Source organism: Homoserinibacter gongjuensis, assembly GCF_030161875.1.
GTDB classification, from domain to species: domain Bacteria; phylum Actinomycetota; class Actinomycetes; order Actinomycetales; family Microbacteriaceae; genus Homoserinibacter; species Homoserinibacter gongjuensis.
Genome location: NZ_BSVA01000001.1, coordinates 2,986,944 through 3,006,925 on the forward strand (window position 1 = coordinate 2,986,944; position 19,982 = coordinate 3,006,925).

Annotated in this window: 9 protein-coding genes, 3 rRNA genes and 6 pseudogenes; all 18 read right to left on the reverse strand. The window is 67.2% G+C overall.

The features are described 5' to 3' along the window. The 18 genes and pseudogenes from cmk to QQK29_RS16075 all read right to left on the reverse strand — a co-directional run bounded on the left by cmk (position 1) and on the right by QQK29_RS16075 (position 19,823). Positions 1–705: a (d)CMP kinase gene (gene cmk, locus QQK29_RS15990; RefSeq protein ID WP_284301634.1), complete on the reverse strand. Its 705-nt coding sequence runs from the start codon at positions 703–705 to the stop codon at positions 1–3. Further along, the gene (locus tag QQK29_RS15995) at positions 702–1,808 is read right to left on the reverse strand and encodes a prephenate dehydrogenase (RefSeq protein WP_284301635.1); all 1,107 of its coding nucleotides are present in this window, start codon (positions 1,806–1,808) and stop codon (positions 702–704) included. The genes cmk and QQK29_RS15995 overlap by 4 nt, the downstream gene beginning before the upstream one ends. Further along, positions 1,801–2,606: pseudogene (locus QQK29_RS16000) on the reverse strand (pseudouridine synthase). The gene QQK29_RS15995 and the pseudogene QQK29_RS16000 overlap by 8 nt, the downstream one beginning before the upstream one ends. Next, positions 2,603–3,186 (reverse strand): annotated as a pseudogene (scpB, locus tag QQK29_RS16005) (SMC-Scp complex subunit ScpB). The pseudogenes QQK29_RS16000 and scpB overlap by 4 nt, the downstream one beginning before the upstream one ends. Then, a pseudogene (locus QQK29_RS16010) lies at positions 3,176–3,996 on the reverse strand (segregation and condensation protein A). The pseudogenes scpB and QQK29_RS16010 overlap by 11 nt, the downstream one beginning before the upstream one ends. Before the next feature lie 110 nt (positions 3,997–4,106). Next, on the reverse strand, positions 4,107–4,997 hold the full coding sequence (locus QQK29_RS16015) for a ParA family protein (protein ID WP_284301636.1): 891 nt from the start codon (positions 4,995–4,997) through the stop codon (positions 4,107–4,109). An 87-nt stretch (positions 4,998–5,084) separates the two neighbouring features. Continuing rightward, a pseudogene (gene xerD / locus QQK29_RS16020) lies at positions 5,085–6,034 on the reverse strand (site-specific tyrosine recombinase XerD). Then, positions 6,021–6,608, reverse strand: coding sequence for an NUDIX domain-containing protein (locus QQK29_RS16025; protein WP_431308744.1), 588 nt, complete (start codon positions 6,606–6,608; stop codon positions 6,021–6,023). The pseudogene xerD and the gene QQK29_RS16025 overlap by 14 nt, the downstream one beginning before the upstream one ends. Positions 6,609–6,612: 4 nt before the next feature. After that, positions 6,613–8,343: a CTP synthase gene (pyrG, locus tag QQK29_RS16030; protein ID WP_284301637.1), complete on the reverse strand. Its 1,731-nt coding sequence runs from the start codon at positions 8,341–8,343 to the stop codon at positions 6,613–6,615. A gap of 87 nt (positions 8,344–8,430) precedes the next feature. Continuing rightward, positions 8,431–10,130, reverse strand: a pseudogene (gene recN, locus QQK29_RS16035) (DNA repair protein RecN). Next, complete coding sequence (locus QQK29_RS16040) at positions 10,127–11,071, reverse strand: NAD kinase (RefSeq protein ID WP_284301638.1); 945 nt, start codon at positions 11,069–11,071, stop codon at positions 10,127–10,129. Before QQK29_RS16040 ends, recN begins: the two are co-directional and overlap by 4 nt. 85 nt (positions 11,072–11,156) lie before the next feature. Next, positions 11,157–11,978, reverse strand: a complete 822-nt coding sequence (locus tag QQK29_RS16045; RefSeq protein WP_284301639.1) for a TlyA family RNA methyltransferase — start codon at positions 11,976–11,978, stop codon at positions 11,157–11,159. Continuing rightward, the gene (locus QQK29_RS16050; RefSeq protein WP_284301640.1) at positions 11,971–12,156 is read right to left on the reverse strand and encodes a hypothetical protein; all 186 of its coding nucleotides are present in this window, start codon (positions 12,154–12,156) and stop codon (positions 11,971–11,973) included. The genes QQK29_RS16045 and QQK29_RS16050 overlap by 8 nt, the downstream gene beginning before the upstream one ends. A 1-nt stretch (position 12,157) precedes the next feature. Next, positions 12,158–13,173 (reverse strand): annotated as a pseudogene (locus QQK29_RS16055) (HAD-IIA family hydrolase). Continuing rightward, the gene (locus tag QQK29_RS16060) at positions 13,170–14,372 is read right to left on the reverse strand and encodes a hypothetical protein (RefSeq protein ID WP_284301641.1); all 1,203 of its coding nucleotides are present in this window, start codon (positions 14,370–14,372) and stop codon (positions 13,170–13,172) included. Before QQK29_RS16060 ends, QQK29_RS16055 begins: the two are co-directional and overlap by 4 nt. Before the next feature lie 141 nt (positions 14,373–14,513). Next, a 5S ribosomal RNA gene (rrf, locus tag QQK29_RS16065) occupies positions 14,514–14,630 on the reverse strand. Positions 14,631–14,741: 111 nt separating this feature from the next. After that, a 23S ribosomal RNA gene (locus tag QQK29_RS16070) occupies positions 14,742–17,854 on the reverse strand. 447 nt (positions 17,855–18,301) lie between these two features. Beyond that, positions 18,302–19,823: ribosomal RNA gene (locus tag QQK29_RS16075) — 16S ribosomal RNA — on the reverse strand. The 16S, 23S and 5S rRNA genes sit together here, the layout of an rRNA operon. Between the last annotated feature and the right edge of the window lie 159 nt (positions 19,824–19,982).

Here is a 19,982-nt window from a genome sequence, read left to right on the forward strand (position 1 = left end):
TTATATCGGTGTGATATTAGCTTTTTCTTGAGATCGGACCAGATCGACGACGGCTGCGACCGTCTCGTCGAAGTTCAGATGGGTGGAATCGATCGTCGTCACACCCGGCGCCGCCGCCATGAAGTCCACCACCTGCGCGTCGCGGCGGTCGCGCTCGCGCAGCTGCTCGGCCGTCGACGCCGCTGCGGGAGCGAGCTCAGCCGAGCGGCGCGCGATGCGCACCTTCTCATCCGCGGTCAGCAGGATCCGCACCGGCGCATCCGGGGCCACCACGGTCGTGATGTCGCGCCCCTCCACGACGATGCCGGGCGCAGCGGATGCCGCGATCAGTCGGCGGAACGCGTCGTTCAACGCGGTGCGCACCTCGGGCACCCGCGCGACGTCGCTCACGACAGCCGACACCCGCGGTTCGCGTATCGCGGTCGTGACGTCCGCGTCGCCCACCCGCACGTGCGTACCACGGTCGTCGACCTCCGTGGCATACGCGAAGTCGTCGAGCAGGGCCACGACCGCCGCGGCATCGGCGGTGTCGATGCCGTGCTCGAGCGCGAGCCAGGTGAGCGCGCGATACGCCGCCCCCGTGTCGAGGAACGCGAAGCCCAGCGCGCGCGAGGCCGCCTTGCTCACGCTCGACTTGCCCGAGCCCGCGGGGCCGTCGACGGCGACGACCACGGGGCCGGTGGCGCGACCGGCGTCGGACGTCATCGCTCGGCCTCCATGAGGGTCCAACCGCGCTGCTCGAGCGCCGCCGCGAGCGGCTGCAGGGCCTCAGGCAGCACCGAGATCTCGGCGAAGCCCACGCGCGTGTCGGGCGAGTGCTCGAGCCGCAGATCCTCCATGTTGACGCCCTCCTCGCCGATCTCGGTGAGCAGGCGGGCGAGCTCGCCGGGCTTGTCGTCGATCTTCACCACGAGCGAGGCGAAACGCTTGTCTTGGCCGTGCTTGCCGGGGATGCGGGCGACGCCCTCGTTGCCCGCGACGAGTGCTTCGGCGATCGCCCGGCGCGAGGCGGGGGCCTCCGGATCGTCGAGAGCCGCGATGAGGGAATCGAGCTCGTCGCGCAGCGGCCGCAGCACGGCGGCCACCTCTGCGGCGTTCGCCCCCAGGATCTGCACCCACAGTTCCGGGTTGCTCCCCGCGATCCGCGTGGTGTCGCGAAGCCCCTGGCCCGCGAGTCCGAGCGCCGTCCCCGAGCCATCGCGCAGGCGGCTCGCGAGCAGGCTCGCGACGAGCTGCGGCGCGTGCGAGACGAGCGCGACGCTGCGGTCGTGCACCGCGGCATCCATCTCGACCGGCACGGCGCCCAGGTCGAGTGCCATGTGCTCGATCGCCGCGGCGCGGCGGTAGCTGATGCCCTCGTGGCCCGCGAGAATCCACGGGCGACCCACGAACAGGTCGGCGCGTGCCGAAACGGCTCCCCCGCGCTCGCGTCCCGCCATCGGATGCGAGCCCAGGTAGCGTGACAGGTCGGCTCCGCGAGCGCGCAACTGCTCGAGAGGCGCGAGCTTGACACTCGCGACATCCGTGACGAGCGCCTCCGGGAACCTCTCGAGCTCGGCGGCCACGACATCCGCCACGACGTCCGGCGGCACCGCGACGACGATGAGACCCGGGGTGTCGTCGGCGGCGGGCGCGCGACCCGCGCCGTAGGCGATCGCGAGACTGCGGGTCGAGGGCGAGGCGTCATCGACGATCACCTCGGCACCCTTCGCCGAGAGTCCCAGTCCGATGCTCGCGCCGAGCAGTCCGGAGCCGACGACGCGCACCTGCTCGGTCAGACGGCGGTCTGCAGCGGAGCGGTCAGTCATCGGGGTCCTGTCGTGAGGCGTCGGCGTCGCGCACGAGCGACAGCAGCGCGCCGACCTCCACTTTAGTGAGTTCGCGCATCCGGCCGACGCCGAGCGAACCGAGTCGCAGCGGGCCGAACTGGCGGCGTACGAGCTCGATCACGGGGTGCCCCACGGCCGCGAGCATGCGGCGCACGATGCGGTTGCGCCCGGAGTGCAAGGTGATCTCCACGATCGTGCGGCCGCCTGAGGGCTCGCCCACGATGCGCGCCCGATCGGCGACGATCAGGCCGTCGTCGAGCTCGACGCCCTGCCGCAGACGACGCAGCGTCTCGGCCTTGACGACGCCGCGCACGGTCGCGAGATACGTCTTCTCGACCCCGAACGACGGATGCGCGAGCACGTGCGCGAGTTCGCCATCGTTGGTGAGCACGAGCAGTCCGGTGGTCTCGGCGTCGAGCCGGCCGACGTTGTAGACCCGCTCGCCCGCCTGCTCGGCGTACCGGGCCAGATCGGGCCGGCCACCCTCATCCGACATCGAGCTCACGACGCCGCGCGGCTTGTTGAGCATGAGGTAGCGCTTGGCCGTGTCGAGCTGCACGGGCGTGCCGTCGACCTCCACCCGGTCGGTCTGCGGATGGATGCGGGTGCCGAGCTCGGTCACGACGCGTCCGTTGACGCGCACGCGGCCCGCGACGATGTACTGCTCGCACACGCGACGGGACGCGACCCCGCGGCCGCGAGCACCTTCTGGAGGCGCTCGCCCTGAGCTGACGATGGGCTGACGCCCTGGGCCGACGCGTCGTTCCGGTCGGTCATCGAGCTCCGAGCTCCTCGAAGCCCTCGGCACCGTCGGGCAGCAGGGGCGAGATGGGCGGCAGCTCGTCGAGCGAGTTGATGCCGAGCTGCGTGAGCAGCAGGGGCGTCGTCTCGTAGTGGATCGCGCCGGTCTCGGCGTCGGTGAACGACTCGGTGATGAGGCCGCGTCCGAGCAGCGTGCGCACGACCGAGTCGACGTTGACCGCACGGATGGCGGCGATGGAGCTGCGGGCGATCGGCTGCTTGTAGGCGATCACCGCGAGCGTCTCGAGCGCGGCCTGCGAGAGCTTCGTGGGGCTCTGGGTGAGCACGAAGTCGCGCACGATGTCGTCGTGCTCGGCGCGCACGTAGAGACGCCATCCGCCCCCACCTCGCGCAACTCGAAACCGCGACGCGGGCCGCCCGACGGTGTTCCCTCGGGGGTGAGGCCGTCGTAGTCGGCCACGAGTCGCTCGATCGACTGCCGCACCGCGGGCACGGGCGCGCCGAGTGCCGTCGCGAGCGTCACGAGCGGCAGCGGCTCGTCGGCCACGAGCATGATCGCCTCGAGTCGCCGCTCGAGCTCAGTCTCATCGGTCATAGTCGGCCCCCAGGGTCGCGAGTTGGTCGTCGTTCCAGTGCGCCGCGGTCCAGCGCAGGGTGATCTCGCCGAGCGGTTCGAGCTGCTCGAAGGCGATCGCGGCGTGCCGATAGAGCTCGAGCACGGCCAGGAAGCGCGCGACCACGACTCCGCGCTGCTCGGCGCCCGCCACGAGTTGGCGGAAGGTCGTCGCCTGCCCCGAGCGCAGCAGCGTCACGACGACGGCCGCCTGCTCCCGGATGCTGACGAGCGGCGCGTGCAGATGGTCCAGCCCCACGACGGGGATCTCGCGCGGCGCCATCGCGAGGGCGGCGAGTGCCGCGAAGTCGTGCAGGCTGAGCGTCCAGACGAGCTCGGGGTCTGCCGACGGTACTTCTCCTCGAGCCGCACCGAGCGCGCGTGCCGACCAGACTCCGCGTCGAGGTGCCCCTCGAACCAGCGAGCGGCCTCCTTGAAGGCGCGGTACTGCAGCAGTCGCGCGAACAGCAGGTCGCGCGCCTCGAGCAGCGCGACGTCTTCGGCATCCACGAGCTCGCCCTGGGGCAGCAACCCCGCGACCTTGAGGTCGAGCAGCGTCGCGGCGACCACGAGGAACTCGCTCGCCTGGTCGAGCTCGTCGGCGCTGTCGAGCCCCTTCAGGTAGGAGATGAACTCGTCGGTGACCTTCGAGAGCGAGACCTCGGTGATGTCGAGCTCGTGCTTCGTGATGAGCGAGAGCAGCAGATCGAACGGCCCGTCGAAGTTGCTGAGCGTCAGCCGGAACCCGGGCGTCTCGTCGACCGCCTCGACAGTCTCCGCCGCCTCCCGCATAGCCGCGAGTCTAGTTTGTCGCCAAACGCTGCAGCGTCTGCCCAGGTGACCCAGTCATCCGTGGCGCGCGCGGCCGAACGCTGCAGCGTTTGGCAGAGAACGACCGGGGGTCAGGCCACGGCGTGGCGGTGCACGAGCTCGCGCGCGAGCTGGCGGTACTGCTCGGCCGCGTGGTGATCGGGCGCGAACGCGGTGATCGGGGTCGCGGCGACCGAGGCATCCGGGAACTTGACCGTGCGGTTGATGACCGTCTCGAGCACCTTCTCGCCGAAGGCCTCGACGACGCGCTCGAGCACCTCGCGCGAGTGCAGCGTGCGCGGGTCGTACATCGTGGCCAGGATGCCGTCGAGCTCGATCGCCGGGTTGAGCCGATCGCGCACCTTGTCGATCGTCTCGACGAGCAGCGCCACCCCGCGCAGCGCGAAGAACTCGCACTCGAGCGGGATGAGCACGCCATGGGCCGCGGTGAGCGCGTTGACCGTGAGCAGCCCGAGCGAGGGCTGACAGTCGATGAGCACGACGTCGTAGTCGGCGGTGACCTGACGCAGCACGCGCGCGAGGATCTGCTCGCGCGCGACCTCGTTCACGAGGTGCACCTCGGCGGCCGAGAGGTCGATGTTGGCCGGGATGACGTCGAGGTTCGGCGTGTTGGTGGGACGGATCGCGGCCGCGACATCCTTCGTCGACCCGAGCAGCAGGTCGTAGATCGTCGGCACGTCGTGGGTCTGCACCCCGAGACCCGCCGAGAGCGCGCCCTGCGGGTCGAAGTCGACGGCGAGCACGCGCCGACCGTAGCCCGCGAGCGCGGCGCCGAGGCTGATCGTGGTCGTGGTCTTGCCCACGCCGCCCTTCTGATTGCAGAGCGCGATCACCCGCGCCGGGCCGTGGGTTTTCAGAGCCGGGGGCTCGGGGAACACGGTGAGCGGTCGGCCGGTGGGTCCCAGCTCGACGCCCAGGTCTTCGAGCCCGGCGAGTTCAGTGGCCTCCCGCTGCGCTGTCATGCGGCGAGTCTACGTCCGGCCTCGCGACGCTCCCGGCGGCGACAGGCGGCCCCGCGCGGTTCACCTCACCCTCAACCAGAAGTTGAATTACGGCTCCCGCGCGCGAGGTCTGGGGTCAGCGCGCGCGGGGTGGGACTGCTGGTAAGCGTCGCGCAGGCTGTCGATGCTCACGTGCGTGTACAGCTGCGTCGTGGCGACGGATGCGTGGCCGAGCAGCTCCTGCACGACCCGCACATCCGCTCCCCCGCCAGCAGGTGGGTCGCGAAGGAGTGCCGCAGACTGTGCGGCGACACCTCGACCGTGATGCCGGCGCGCTCGGCGGCGGAACGGATGATGAGCCACGCGTTCTGGCGGCTCAGCCGCGCACCGCGAGCACCCAGGAACAGCGCCGGGGTCGAACGCCGACCCGCGGCGAGCAGCGGCCGCGCCCGCACGAGGTAGGCCTCGACAGCGGCCCGCGCGAACGATCCGACCGGAACGATGCGCTGCTTGTCGCCCTTGCCGATCACGCGGATGAGCTCGGGCGTGCCGTCGGCACCCACGAGGTCGTCGACGTCCAGAGCCACCGCCTCCGACACGCGCGCCCCCGTCGCGTAGAGCAGCTCGAGCAGCGCCTTGTCGCGCATCCGCACGGCGTCGTCGCCATCGGTCGCCGCCAGCAGCGCCTCGACCTGCGCGTGACTCAGCGCCTTCGGCAGACGCTTGGGCTGCTTGGGCGCGGTGAGTGCTTCGGCCGGATCGCGAGCGATCACGTTCTCCTCGACGAGGAATCGCGTCAGCCCGCGGATCGACGAGATGACCCGCGCGGTCGAGCTCGGCGACAACGGGGTCGGCCGGTCGCGCAGGCTCACGACGTACCCGTGCACGACGTCCGCATCGAGCGCGGCGGCATCCGTGATCCCGCGCGCGGCGAGCGCAGCGAGAAAGGCGGTCAGATCGCGCCGGTACGCCGCAACGGTGTTCGCCGAGAGCCCGCGCTCGATCGACAGGTGGCGCAGGTAGCGGTCGAGGTGCCGCTCGAGCTCAACCGCGGGCATGAGCGGCGAGCACCGCGACGAGCAGGATCGAATTGTGGATGCGGCCCGCGAGCGCGGCCTCCACCACCTCGGCGAGCGGCACCCAGCGCAGCACGAGCTCCGCCTCCTCCTCGGTGCGTGCGAACGCCTCGGCGGTCGCCGACACGCCGCGGGCCTCGTAGACGCGGATCGTCTCGTCGCTGCCACCCGGCGACGTCGCGAAGGTCAGCAACTCGCTCCACTCGGCCGCCTCGAGATCGGCCTCCTCGGCGAGCTCGCGCTGGGCCGCGGCGAGCGGATCCTCGTGTTCCACATCCAGCAGCCCCGCGGGCAGTTCCCAGTCACGCGAGCGGATCGGATGCCGGTACTGGTTGATCAGCAGCACCCGGTCGTCCGCGTCGCGCGCGAGCACCGCGACCGCGCCCGTGTGATCGACGTAGTCGCGCTCGATCTCCGCGCCGCCGAAGCGGAAGCGGTCGCGGCGCACATCCCAGACGCGTCCCTCGTAGACGACATCGGACGCCACCACCTCGGCAGCGTCGGCGAGGTCGGCGAGCGGAGCCGTGAGCAGTGCCGCGCGCTCGGCGGGCGTCACCGGCTCAGACCTCGGCGGGCTCGGCCACGACAGCCGTCTCGCCCGCGCCCTCGCCCGCACCCTCGACCTCGAACAGGCGGGTCGCGTTCTGGCGATCGAGGGCGGCGCCCACGAGCCCACGGAACAGCGGATGCGCACGGTTCGGTCGCGAGCGCAGCTCCGGGTGCGCCTGGGTGCCCACGTAGAACGGGTGCACCTCGCGCGGCAGCTCCACGAACTCCACGAGCCCGTGCTCGGGGTTCGTGCCCGAGAACACGAGCCCGGCCTCGGCGATCCGCTCGGTGTAGTGGTTGTTCACCTCGTAGCGGTGGCGGTGGCGCTCGTGCACCACGTCGGTGCCGTAGGCCTCCGCGACGATCGAACCGGGCTCGAGGCGCGCTTCGTAGAGGCCGAGGCGCATCGTGCCGCCCAGATCGCCCTTCTCGAGGATGTCGATCTGCTCGGCCATCGTGGCGATCACGGGGTACTCGGTGTCGGGGTCGAACTCCGACGAGCTCGCGCCGGTGAGCCCCACGACATCCCGCGCGTACTCGATCACCATGCACTGCAGGCCGAGGCACAGGCCGAGCACCGGCACGCCGTTCTCGCGCGCGAAGCGGAGTGCGCCGAGCTTGCCCTCGATGCCACGCACCCCGAAACCACCGGGTACGCAGATGCCGTCGACGTCGGCGAGCATCTTGGCGGCACCCTCGGGTGTCTCGCACTCATCCGAGGGAACCCAGCGCACCGCCACCTTGCTCTGGTGGGCGAACCCGCCCGCGCGCAGCGCCTCGGTGACCGAGAGGTAGGCGTCGGGCAGGTCGATGTACTTGCCGACGAGGGCGATGGTCACCTCGTGGCGGGGTTCGTGCACGGCCGTCAGCAGCTGCGACCAGCCGCTCCAGTCGACCTCGCCTGCCTTCGCCTCGAGCCCGAGCTCCTCGATGATGTAGTCGTCGAGTCCCTGCTCGTTGAGCATCGTCGGGATGTCGTAGATCGAGGGTACGTCGATCGCGTTCACGACGGCGCGCTCGGCGACGTCGCACATGAGCGCGATCTTGCGCTTGTTGGACTCGGAGACGGGCCGGTCGCTGCGCAGCACGAGCGCATCCGGCTGGATGCCGATCGAACGCAGCGCCGCGACCGAGTGCTGCGTGGGCTTGGTCTTCTGCTCGCCTGAGGCGCCCATGTACGGCACGAGCGACACATGCACGAAGAAGACGTTGTGGCGCCCGAGCTCGTGGCGCACCTGGCGCGCGGCCTCGATGAAGGGCTGCGACTCGATGTCGCCGACCGTACCGCCGATCTCGGTGATGATGACGTCGGGCGCCGGCTGCTCGGTGGCCTGGAGACGCATGCGCCGCTTGATCTCGTCGGTGATGTGCGGAATCACCTGCACGGTGTCACCGAGGTACTCGCCGCGACGCTCCTTGGCGATGACGGTCGAGTAGATCTGGCCCGTCGTGACGTTCGCGGCCTGGCTCAACTCGATGTCGAGGAAGCGCTCGTAGTGGCCGATGTCGAGGTCGGTTTCGGCGCCGTCGTCGGTCACGAAGACCTCGCCGTGCTGGAAGGGGTTCATCGTGCCCGGATCGACGTTCAGATACGGGTCGAGCTTCTGCATCACGACGTGCAGACCGCGTGCGGTGAGCAGATTACCGAGACTCGCGGCGGTGAGGCCCTTACCCAACGAGGAGACGACGCCCCCGGTGACGAAGATGTGCTTGGTAACGGCTGATCCGGGATTGTTCACCACGGGGTTTCAGCATATGTCACGAACCCGGGTGCGCGCTGCGACACTCCCATTCACGGGCTCGCGAGGTGGAGCGCTCGGCGTGTCGCGTCAGCTGTGCGCCAACTCGAGCAGCTCGCGGGCGTGCTCGAGGCCCGTCGAGGAATCCGGCAGACCCGACAGCAGACGCGCCATCTCGGCGACCCGCGCGTCGTCGTCGACACGACGCACGCTCGACGCGGTCACGCGTCCGTTGCTGTCCTTCTCGACCACGAGGTGGTTGCCCGCGAACGCCGCCACCTGCGCGAGGTGGGTGACGACGATCACCTGGGCGGTCTCGGCGAGGCGTGCCAGCCGCCGCCCGATCTCGATCGCGGCGGCCCCGCCCACGCCGGCATCCACCTCGTCGAAGACGAAGGTCGGCACGACGCCGCCCGCCGCGAGCACGACCTCGAGCGCGAGCATCACGCGCGAGAGCTCACCGCCCGACGCTCCCTTGGCGAGCGGGCGCGGCTCGGCACCCGGATGCGGGCGCAGCAGGAAGGCGATACGGTCGCGCCCGTGGGCTCCGAGCTCGGTGTCGTCGACCTCGACCACGAGCTGGGCATCGGGCATCGCGAGCGCGGCGAGCTCGGCCGACACGCGGTCGGCGAGCGTCTCTGCCGCGGCGCGACGTCCTGCCGTGACGCGCTCTGCGAGCTGCTCCACACGCTGCAGCGCCTCCTCCACCTCCGTCTCGAGGCTGCGGATGCGGTCGTCGTCGCCGTCGAGCTCGATGAGCCGAAGGCCGGCCTGGTCGAGCGTCGCGATCACCTCGTCGAGCGGGGCGGCGTGCTTGCGCGTGAAGGCGGCGAGGGCGGCACGGCGCTCCTGCACGAGTTCGAGTTCGCGCGCGCCGTCGACATCGAGGCCGCCGAGGTAGCGCGAGAGCTCCCCCGACACCTCCGCGAGCTGGAACGAGACCGCATCGAGCCCGTCGCGTGCCGGCACGAGGGCGGGATCATGGTCGACGACGCGGGCGAGCGCGCGGCGCGCCTCCTCGACGAGCCCCACGGCATCCGGGTGGTCCTCCCCGACTGGGCCGAGACCGCCTCCTGCGCGAGCGTCGCCGCCTGCCGCAGATCCTCCAGGTTGCCGAGGCGCTCGGCGCGCGCCAGGAGCTCCTCGTCTTCGCCCGGCTGAGGGGCGAGTTCCGCGTACTCCTCGAGGTCCTGGCGCAGCTGCTCGGCCTCGCGCGCTCGCGTCTCCCGGTCGAGCGAGAGCACCTCGAGCTCGGAGGCGAGCGCACGCCAGTTCTGGTAAGCCTCGGCGTAGCTCCCGAGCAGCGCTGCATGGTCGGGTCCCGCGGATGCGTCGAGCGCGTCGCGCTGAGCCGTCGCCGATCGCAAGCGCAACTGGTCGGATTGGCCGTGCACCACGACGAGCTGACCGCCCAGTTCGGCGAGCACGCCGACGGGGGTCGAGCGTCCGCCGACCACGCCACGGCTGCGTCCCTCGGCGGAGACGGTGCGGGCGAGGATGAGCTCCGCGCGGCCATCCCCGATCGGGTCCAGCTCGCCGCCGGCCTCGCGCACACGCTCCGCCACGCTGCCGGTGTCGGGAACGAGCCAGCGCCCCTCGACCCCGGCCTGCGCGCTGCCTGCGCGAATCGCGCCGGCATCCGCTCGCTCGCCGAGCAGCAGCGCGAGCGCCGTCACGACCATCGTCTTGCCGGCGCCCGTCTCGCCCGTGACCGCCGTGAACCCGGGCCCGAGCGGCAGGCGGGCCTCGCCGATCACCCCGAGGTCGCGGATGGAGAGCTCCTCGATCACGCGCGGCCCCGCTCCTCCGCGGCGGCCGACTCGGAGGCCGGGCCCCGCCATCCGTCCACCGGAAGTGCGAACTTGTTCACGAGCCGGTCCACGAAGGGACGCGGCGTCAACCGCGCGAGTCGCACGGGCTTGGACGAGCGCCGGATGACGACACGCGCCCCCGGCGGAAGCTCGAAGGTGCGTCGACCGTCGCACCACAGCACCCCGCTGCCCTGCGAGCGGTCGAGCAGCTCGATCGCGACGGGCGAGTCGGGGGCGACGACGAGCGGCCGCGCGAAGAGCGCGTGCGCGGCGAGCGGCACCACGAGGATCGCCTCCAGGCCCGGCCACAACACGGGGCCGCCGCCCGAGAAGGCGTACGCCGTCGAGCCGGTGGGCGTCGACATCACGAGGCCGTCGCAGCCGAACGTCGACAGCGGGCGCTGATCGACCTCGACGACGACCTCGAGCGAGCGTTCACGGCTCGCCTTCTCGACCGTCGCCTCGTTGAGCGCCCAGGTCTCGTAGGCCACCTCGCGGCCGCGCTTGACGCGCACGGAGAGCGCCATGCGCTCCTCGACCACGTAGTCGCCGTCGAGCGCCCGCTGCACGGTCTCATCGAGGTCTTCGCGCTCGGCCTCGGCCAGGAATCCGACATGTCCGAGGTTCACGCCCAGCAGCGGCGCATCGCAGCCCCGCGCGAGCTCCGCGGCGCGCAGGATCGTGCCGTCGCCGCCCAGCACGATCACGAGCTCGAGCGCCGACGGTGGAACGTCCACGCCGAGCAGCGCGAGCGGCTGCAGGTCGGGGGCCGCCTCGCGCAGGTCGGCGAGCTCGTCATCCGAGACCACCGGCGTGATTCCGGCCGCGATGAGGCGGCGGCACACGTGGATGCCCGCCTCGAGCGAGTCGGCGCGGCCGGTATGGGCGACCACCAGCAGGTGTCGCGCGTCGTCGGTCATGCCCCCATTCTGTCGGATACCCCCGTCGTCTCGCCGCGCTCATGCACAACCGGCGGGATGGATGCCGACGGAATGCCGGTGGGGCTCAGGCGAGCGCGGTCACGGCGTCGCGGAGCGTCGAGGGGTCGGGCCCGCCACGGCGAAGGTGCACGAGGTACTCCCGATTGCCGCTGCCGCCGGCGATCGGGCTGTCGATGATGCCGCGAGCACCGAGCCCCAGGTCCCAGGCCGCCCACAACACGGTGGATGCGGCGTCGTGGCGCAGGGCGCGGTCGCGCACGATGCCCTCCCGCACGCCGCCACGGCCCACCTCGAACTGCGGCTTCACGAGCAACAACAGTTCGGCATCCGGGTCCGCCAAGCGCATGAGGGGCTCGAGCACGTGGGTGAGCGAGATGAAGCTCAGGTCGCCCACCACGAGACTCGGCCACCCCGAGGCCTCGAGCTCACCCCGGTATGTCGAAAATGCAGGAGAATCGCGCGTCAGGTGCCGCAGATTCAGGCCCTCCAGGTTCGCCACGCGCGGATTCTCCTGCATTTTCGACACGAGCTGGCCGTGGCCGACGTCGACGGCGAACACGCGAGCCGCGCCGCGCTCGAGCAGCACCTGGGTGAACCCGCCGGTCGAGGCTCCCGCGTCGAGGGCGACGCGGCCCGCCGGATCCACGCCGAAGGCGTCGAGGGCGGCGATGAGCTTGTGGGCACCGCGACTTACGTAGTGATCGGCACCCGCGATCTCGAGCACGGCATCGGGCCCCACCTGCAGGGAGGGCTTGCGCGCGGGTTCGCCGTCGACCGTCACGAGCCCTTCGGTGATCGCGGCGACCGCGACAGCGCGCGACCGCGCGAGACCACGACGCACGAGTTCGGCGTCGAGCCGTGCGCCGGATGCCGTGGTCTCAGGCATGCGCGCGCGGCGCGTCTCCCGATTCGAGCCGCGCCCGCAGCTCGTCGTGCACCTGGGCGAGGGCATCGGCCCGATCGCCGAGCGGCTGGTCTTCGATCACGCGCAGCCGCGACACGAGGGCGCTCGGCTCGTCGTCGGAGCTCGCGGGCGTCGGGTTCTCGGATGCCTGATCGGTCACGTCACGAATATAGTTCGGGCGCCACGTCGAGCGCGTAGATCGGCACGCCCGCGCCCCACACCGCGTGCGCCGCGGCGCGGATGCGGTTGATCGGCGAACCGGGTGTCTCGAGCCGGAGCGCGGAGCCGCGGTGCAGCACGACGGCATCGCCGACCCGCACGCGGCGGTCACCGCGCGCATCCGTCTCGTCGACCAGCTGCGGATAGGGCTCGGCGAGCCCGCGGAGGTCGGCGAGCACGAAGTCGGGGCGCGAGTCGGCGGCCGCCGCCAGCAGCTGCTTCGGGCCGTCGATTCCTGTGAGCACGAGCACGGACGGCATGCCGGCGCGCCGCGCCCCAGGATGTCGGTGTCGAGGCGATCGCCGATGAACAGCGGATGCTGCGCACCGAAGCGCGCGGTCGCCACGTCGAAGAGCGCGCGCTCGGGCTTGCCTGCCACGACCGGCAGGCGCCCGACGGCGGTGTGCACGGCCGAGACGAGGGTGCCGTTGCCGGGGGCGGTGCCGCGGGCCTGCGGGATCGTCCAGTCGGTGTTGGTCGCGACCCACGGGATGCCGGCCTCGCCACCCTTGAGCGCGAAGGCGGCCTCCGCGAGATCCGTCCAGGCGACCTCGGGGGCGAACCCCTGCACGACCGCTGCCGGCGATTCATCCGCCGAGCGGGTGACGCGGAACCCGGCGCCCGCGACCGCCTCGATGAGCCCGGCGCCCCCGACCACGAGCACGGTCGCCCCCTCCGGCACGAGGTCGCGCAACAGCACGACCGCAGCCTGAGGCGACGAGACGACGTCGTCGGGGTCGGCCGCGAGACCGAGTTCGCGCAGCTGGGCGGCGACCGCCTCCGAGGTGCGCGACGCGTTGTTGGTGAGGTAGCCGAGCCGGCGACCGGATGCGGCGGCGGCGTTCAACGCCTCCACGGCGTGCGGGATGGCGGCGTGGCTCGCGTAGACGACGCCGTCGAGATCGGCGAGTACGACGTCGACACCATCGAGCGGGGCCGCGCCGACGGCGCCGCTCACGCCTCGGTGCCTTCGGCTGCGCTCGAAGGCGGGTCAGCGGGATCCGCGGCCGGTTCGTCGGCGGGCTCGGCCACAGCTTCTTCGACGGGCTCGTCGAGAATCTCCTCGATCACCTCGACGGTGTCCTGACCGTCGGGAACCGCCGCTTCGTCGAGCGCCGCCGAGGCACGCTCCGACCGCTCCCACCATTCCTCGGCCTCGGCCGTGCGGCCGAGTTCGTCGAGCACCGTGGCGTAGGCATCGAACAGCGCCGGGCTGTAGGAGAAGGCGACCTCCGGGTCCAGTTGCGGAATCTCGAGCTCGGTGAGCGCGAGCTCCGGCTGCCCCAGGTCGAGGCGCGCACCCGACATGGCAATCGCAAGCGAAGCCTGCACGGCGGGGTCGAGGGTGGCCCGATCCACAGAACGGCCCAGCTCGAGCGCCTGCTGGGGTCGGCCGACGCCTCGCTCGGAATCGACCATGAGCGGCAGCTGATCGTCGCGACCGGTGATGCGCCGGTAGGTGCGCAGCTCGCGGAGGGCGAGCGCGAAGTCACCCGTCGCGTACGCCGTGATCGCCGTGGTCTCACGCACGACGCCGATTCGACCCGCGCGGCGCGCGGCGGCGAGAGCGTGACGGTGCGCGAGGGCCGCGTCGGTGTCGATGAGCCGCCCCGCCATCACGAGATGACGCGCGACCCAGTCGGCGTTGTCTTTACTGAGCGTCTTCAACTCGATGCGTGCGGCGCGATCGAGTTGATTCGCGGCGACGTCGTCGGGGATGACGGGGTCGTCGTGCCGCGGACGCGCGTCGTCGTCGCGGGGTCGATCGGTGCGCGGCGGCCGAGGGCCGCCAGCACGCGCTCCCGGCTTCGCGTCGTCGCGCTTCTTCCACGCCGGCTTCCCGGCCGCGTCGTCGCGCTTCTTCCACTGGGGCTTACCCGGCGCGTCGCCGTCACGCTTCCACGCGGGCTTCCCGGCCTCGTCATCACGCTTCTTCCACGCGGGCTTACCCGGCGCATCGCCGTCACGCTTCTTCCACGCGGGCTTGCCGCCGTCGGACCGAGCCGATCCGGGCTTGCCGTTGACACCGCCGGATCGCGGCTTGCCGCCGCGGGCCTGACCGGAAGACGGCCTCCGAGAGTCACGCGAGGCTCCGCGGTCGCCGCGTGCTCCGTCGCCACCACGCTCGTCGCGCGGCCGCTTGTCATCCTCAGCCATCGTTCTCCCTGATCGGCTCATGCTACGGCCCGCCGGCGATCCGGCCGCCCTCTTCGCTCCGTCAGCATTGCAGCGCCTCGACGCCGCGGTGCTTAAACGACGAAGGCCCACCCGGTGTACGGGTGGGCCTCCTCGAAAGAAGTCCGGCGGTGTCCTACTCTCCCACGAGGTCACCCTCGCAGTACCATCGGCGCTGTAGGTCTTAGCTTCCGGGTTCGGAATGTAACCGGGCGTTTCCCCTACGCTATGGCCGCCGAAACACTATTGATTTCTCAGTCAAAGTGCTTCGAACAGTGTTCGAAGCAGTTCCCGACCGTCAATCGGGAACTACAAAGTGGACGCAAGCAACACGATTCAAAGAACTCATGTGTTGTCAAGTTATCGGCTTATTAGTACCGGTCAGCTCCATGGGTCTTTAGTCCCCACTTCCACATCCGGCCTATCAACGCAGTAGTCTAGCTGCGAGCCTCTCCCCTAAGGGATGGAAATCTCATCTTGAAGCTGGCTTCCCGCTTAGATGCTTTCAGCGGTTATCCATTCCGAACGTAGCTAATCAGCGGTGCTCTTGGCAGAACAACTGACACACCAGAGGTTCGTCCATCCCGGTCCTCTCGTACTAGGGATAGATCTTCTCAAATTTCCTACGCGCGCAGCGGATAGGGACCGAACTGTCTCACGACGTTCTAAACCCAGCTCGCGTACCGCTTTAATGGGCGAACAGCCCAACCCTTGGGACCTACTCCAGCCCCAGGATGCGACGAGCCGACATCGAGGTGCCAAACCATGCCGTCGATATGGACTCTTGGGCAAGATCAGCCTGTTATCCCCGAGGTACCTTTTATCCGTTGAGCGACAGCGCTTCCACAAGCCACTGCCGGATCACTAGTCCCGACTTTCGTCCCTGCTCGAGCCGTCACTCTCACAGTCAAGCTCCCTTGTGCACTTACACTCGACACCTGATTGCCAACCAGGTTGAGGGAACCTTTGGGCGCCTCCGTTACTTTTTGGGAGGCAACCGCCCCAGTTAAACTACCCACCAGGCACTGTCCCAGAACCGGATTACGGTTCGTAGTTAGACATCCAGAGTGACCAGAGTGGTATTTCAACAACGACTCCACCGACACTAGCGTGCCAGCTTCATAGTCTCCCACCTATCCTACACAAGCCACACCGAACACCAATACCAAGCTGTAGTAAAGGTCACGGGGTCTTTCCGTCCTGCTGCGCGTAACGAGCATCTTTACTCGTAGTGCAATTTCGCCGAGTTCGCGGTTGAGACAGCTGGGAAGTCGTTACGCCATTCGTGCAGGTCGGAACTTACCCGACAAGGAATTTCGCTACCTTAGGATGGTTATAGTTACCACCGCCGTTTACTGGGGCTTAAATTCAGAGCTTCGCCGAAGCTAACCCTTCCTCTTAACCTTCCAGCACCGGGCAGGCGTCAGTCCGTATACATCGTCTTGCGACTTCGCACGGACCTGTGTTTTTAGTAAACAGTCGCTTCCCACTGGTCTCTGCGGCCCTGCAGCGCTTCCGGAGCAAGTCCGTACACGCCTTAGGCCCCCTTCTCCCGAAGTTACGGGGGCATTTTGCCGAGTTCCTTAACCACGATTCTCTCGATCTCCTTGGTATTCTCTACCTGACCACCTGAGTCGGTTTGGGGTACGGGCGGCTAGAACCTCGCGTCGATGCTTTTCTCGGCAGCATAGGATCACCGAATTCCCCCGTGAGGGGTATGCGTCAGATCTCAGGCTATGTGAGAGACGGATTTGCCTATCTCTCGCCCTACATCCTTACACCAGGACAACCATCGCCTGGCTCGGCTACCTTCCTGCGTCACACCTGTTAATACGCTAGCCGCACCAGCATGGGGTCGAGCGTTAGGCCGGCCGCTTCACCCCGAAGGGATCCGTCAGCCGGATTAGGACTCTTAGCACCACTGGATTAGCTTGGGCGGTTCTTCGCCGGTACGGGAATATCAACCCGTTGTCCATCGACTACGCCTGTCGGCCTCGCCTTAGGTCCCGACTTACCCAGGGAAGATTAGCTTGACCCTGGAACCCTTGGTCTTTCGGAGGACGTGTTTCTCACACGTCTTTCGCTACTCATGCCTGCATTCTCACTCGTGTGGCGTCCACGGCTGGGTTACCCCGCCGCTTCACTCGCCACACGACGCTCTCCTACCGATCCGCACGGCTGGACCACGAAGGCCTACCTATAATGCGAATCCTACGACTTCGGCGGTGTGCTTGAGCCCCGTTACATTGTCGGCGCGGAATCACTTGACCAGTGAGCTATTACGCACTCTTTCAAGGGTGGCTGCTTCTAAGCCAACCTCCTGGTTGTCTCTGCAACTCCACATCCTTTCCCACTTAGCACACGCTTAGGGGCCTTAGTCGGTAGTCTGGGTTGTTTCCCTCTCGACGATGAAGCTTATCCCCCACCGTCTCACTGCTGCGCTCTCACTTACCGGCATTCGGAGTTTGGCTGACGTCAGTAACCTTGTAGGGCCCATCGGCCATCCAGTAGCTCTACCTCCGGCAAGAAACACGCAACGCTGCACCTAAATGCATTTCGGAGAGAACCAGCTATCACGAAGTTTGATTGGCCTTTCACCCCTATCCACAGCTCATCCCCTCGGTTTTCAACCCAAGTGGGTTCGGTCCTCCACGCGCTCTTACACGCGCTTCAACCTGGCCATGGATAGATCACTTCGCTTCGGGTCTAGGGCATGCGACTGAATCGCTCTATTCGAACTCGCTTTCGCTACGGCTTCCCCTCACGGGTTAACCTCGCCACATACCACTAACTCGCAGGCTCATTCTTCAAAAGGCACGCTGTCAGGGCTACTAGGGCCCCTCCAACGGTTTGTAAGCAGACGGTTTCAGGTACTATTTCACTCCCCTCCCGGGGTACTTTTCACCTTTCCCTCACGGTACTTGTCCGCTATCGGTCATCTGGGAGTATTTAGGCTTACCAGGTGGTCCTGGCGGATTCACACGGGATTTCTCGGGCCCCGTGCTACTTGGGATCCCTTCCGCCTCTGCTCGACATTTCGGTTACGGGACTGGCACCCTCTGTGGTCAGCCTTTCAATGCTGTTCACCTATATCGAGCACGTCGACGTGTACTTCGGCAGAAGTACGTGAAGGTCCCACAACCCCGACCATGCAACGCCTGCCGGCTATCACACATGATCGGTTTGGCCTGTTCCGGTTTCGCTCGCCACTACTAACGGAATCGCGGTTGCTTTCTCTTCCTGTGGGTACTGAGATGTTTCACTTCCCCACGTTCCCTCTACCCGCCCTATATATTCAGGCGGGAGTCATCAGGTCGTGTTGCCACGCCTGACGGGGTTTCCCCATTCGGAAATCCTCGGATCAAAGCTCTGTTATCAGCTCCCCGAGGCTTATCGCAGATTCATACGTCCTTCTTCGGCTCCAGATGCCAAGGCATCCACCGTCTGCTCTTAGAAACTTGACTACATGAGTTTTTAGAATCGATCGGCCGCACCTTCGTGCGGCAGATTGACCAATGATCTATCGGAGACACTCCGAAGAGTGTCCCTATTTGATCATCTTGTAGATCGGAACCCGAAGGTCCCGTTCTAAGATGCTCGCGTCCACTGTGTAGTTCTCAAATGACGGGCGGTACTCGAACCCGTTCGAAACTCTGCCGAACGTGAATCGAGTCCTGAGGTCGTCACGGCGATCCGAAGACCGCCGGCCCGGTCCCTCAGGACCCAACAGCGTGCACGCACCGAGCGTCCGCTTCCGATCCGTTCCTGTCGCAAGCGACGTACTGAGATCTCGAGGTTCTACTCGGTGCCTATGTCAATGTTCCACCCATGAGCTCCGGTCGAGCACATTCGGCTCGAATCCGGCTCTGTCACGACCATGCTCCGAAGAACAGGTGTGCAGTGCTCCTTAGAAAGGAGGTGATCCAGCCGCACCTTCCGGTACGGCTACCTTGTTACGACTTAGTCCTAATCACCGATCCCACCTTCGACGGCTCCCTCCACAAGGGTTGGGCCACCGGCTTCGGGTGTTACCGACTTTCATGACTTGACGGGCGGTGTGTACAAGGCCCGGGAACGTATTCACCGCAGCGTTGCTGATCTGCGATTACTAGCGACTCCGACTTCATGAGGTCGAGTTGCAGACCTCAATCCGAACTGAGACCGGCTTTTTGGGATTCGCTCCACCTTACGGTATTGCAGCCCTTTGTACCGGCCATTGTAGCATGCGTGAAGCCCAAGACATAAGGGGCATGATGATTTGACGTCATCCCCACCTTCCTCCGAGTTGACCCCGGCAGTCTCCTATGAGTTCCCGGCCGAACCGCTGGCAACATAGAACGAGGGTTGCGCTCGTTGCGGGACTTAACCAACATCTCACGACACGAGCTGACGACAACCATGCACCACCTGTATACGAGTGTCCAAAGAGTTCTCTATTTCTAGAGCGTTCTCGTATATGTCAAGCCTTGGTAAGGTTCTTCGCGTTGCATCGAATTAATCCGCATGCTCCGCCGCTTGTGCGGGCCCCCGTCAATTCCTTTGAGTTTTAGCCTTGCGGCCGTACTCCCCAGGCGGGGCGCTTAATGCGTTAGCTGCGACACGGAGACCGTGGAATGGTCCCCACATCTAGCGCCCAACGTTTACGGCATGGACTACCAGGGTATCTAATCCTGTTCGCTCCCCATGCTTTCGCTCCTCAGCGTCAGTTACGGCCCAGAGATCTGCCTTCGCCATCGGTGTTCCTCCTGATATCTGCGCATTCCACCGCTACACCAGGAATTCCAATCTCCCCTACCGCACTCTAGTCTGCCCGTACCCACTGCAGGCCCGAGGTTGAGCCTCGGGTTTTCACAGCAGACGCGACAAACCGCCTACGAGCTCTTTACGCCCAATAATTCCGGATAACGCTTGCACCCTACGTATTACCGCGGCTGCTGGCACGTAGTTAGCCGGTGCTTTTTCTGCAGGTACCGTCACTTTCGCTTCTTCCCTACTAAAAGAGGTTTACAACCCGAAGGCCGTCGTCCCTCACGCGGCGTTGCTGCATCAGGCTTTCGCCCATTGTGCAATATTCCCCACTGCTGCCTCCCGTAGGAGTCTGGGCCGTGTCTCAGTCCCAGTGTGGCCGGTCACCCTCTCAGGCCGGCTACCCGTCGTCGCCTTGGTGAGCCGTTACCTCACCAACAAGCTGATAGGCCGCGAGTCCATCCTTGACCGAAGTTCTTTCCACCCCTGGAGATGCCTCCGAGGGTCGTATCCGGTATTAGACGTCGTTTCCAACGCTTATCCCAGAGTCAAGGGCAGGTTACTCACGTGTTACTCACCCGTTCGCCACTGATCCGGAGGAGCAAGCTCCCTCGTTCACCGTTCGACTTGCATGTGTTAAACACGCCGCCAGCGTTCATCCTGAGCCAGGATCAAACTCTCCGTAAAGGTTTGGTAGCACGAGCGCGAACGCTCGGCAGAACCGTTGCCGGCCATCCGGGGAAAACCGGACGACCAAGCGAGTTGATCTGACTGAAAGGATCGTCTACTGACAATCCGTCAATCCAAAGGAATCTCAGTCTGACCCGAAGGTCAAACGTCGAGGTT

What these genes read in the sequence shown, in the direction of transcription:
- cmk (WP_284301634.1), bottom strand. Translation starts at nt 705, where the DNA reads ATGACGTCCGACGCCGGTCGCGCCACCGGCCCCGTGGTCGTCGCCGTC.
- QQK29_RS15995 (WP_284301635.1), bottom strand. Translation starts at nt 1,808, where the DNA reads ATGACTGACCGCTCCGCTGCAGACCGCCGTCTGACCGAGCAGGTGCGC.
- QQK29_RS16015 (WP_284301636.1), bottom strand. Translation starts at nt 4,997, where the DNA reads ATGACAGCGCAGCGGGAGGCCACTGAACTCGCCGGGCTCGAAGACCTG.
- QQK29_RS16040 (WP_284301638.1), bottom strand. Translation starts at nt 11,071, where the DNA reads ATGACCGACGACGCGCGACACCTGCTGGTGGTCGCCCATACCGGCCGC.
- QQK29_RS16045 (WP_284301639.1), bottom strand. Translation starts at nt 11,978, where the DNA reads ATGCCTGAGACCACGGCATCCGGCGCACGGCTCGACGCCGAACTCGTG.
- QQK29_RS16060 (WP_284301641.1), bottom strand. Translation starts at nt 14,372, where the DNA reads ATGGCTGAGGATGACAAGCGGCCGCGCGACGAGCGTGGTGGCGACGGA.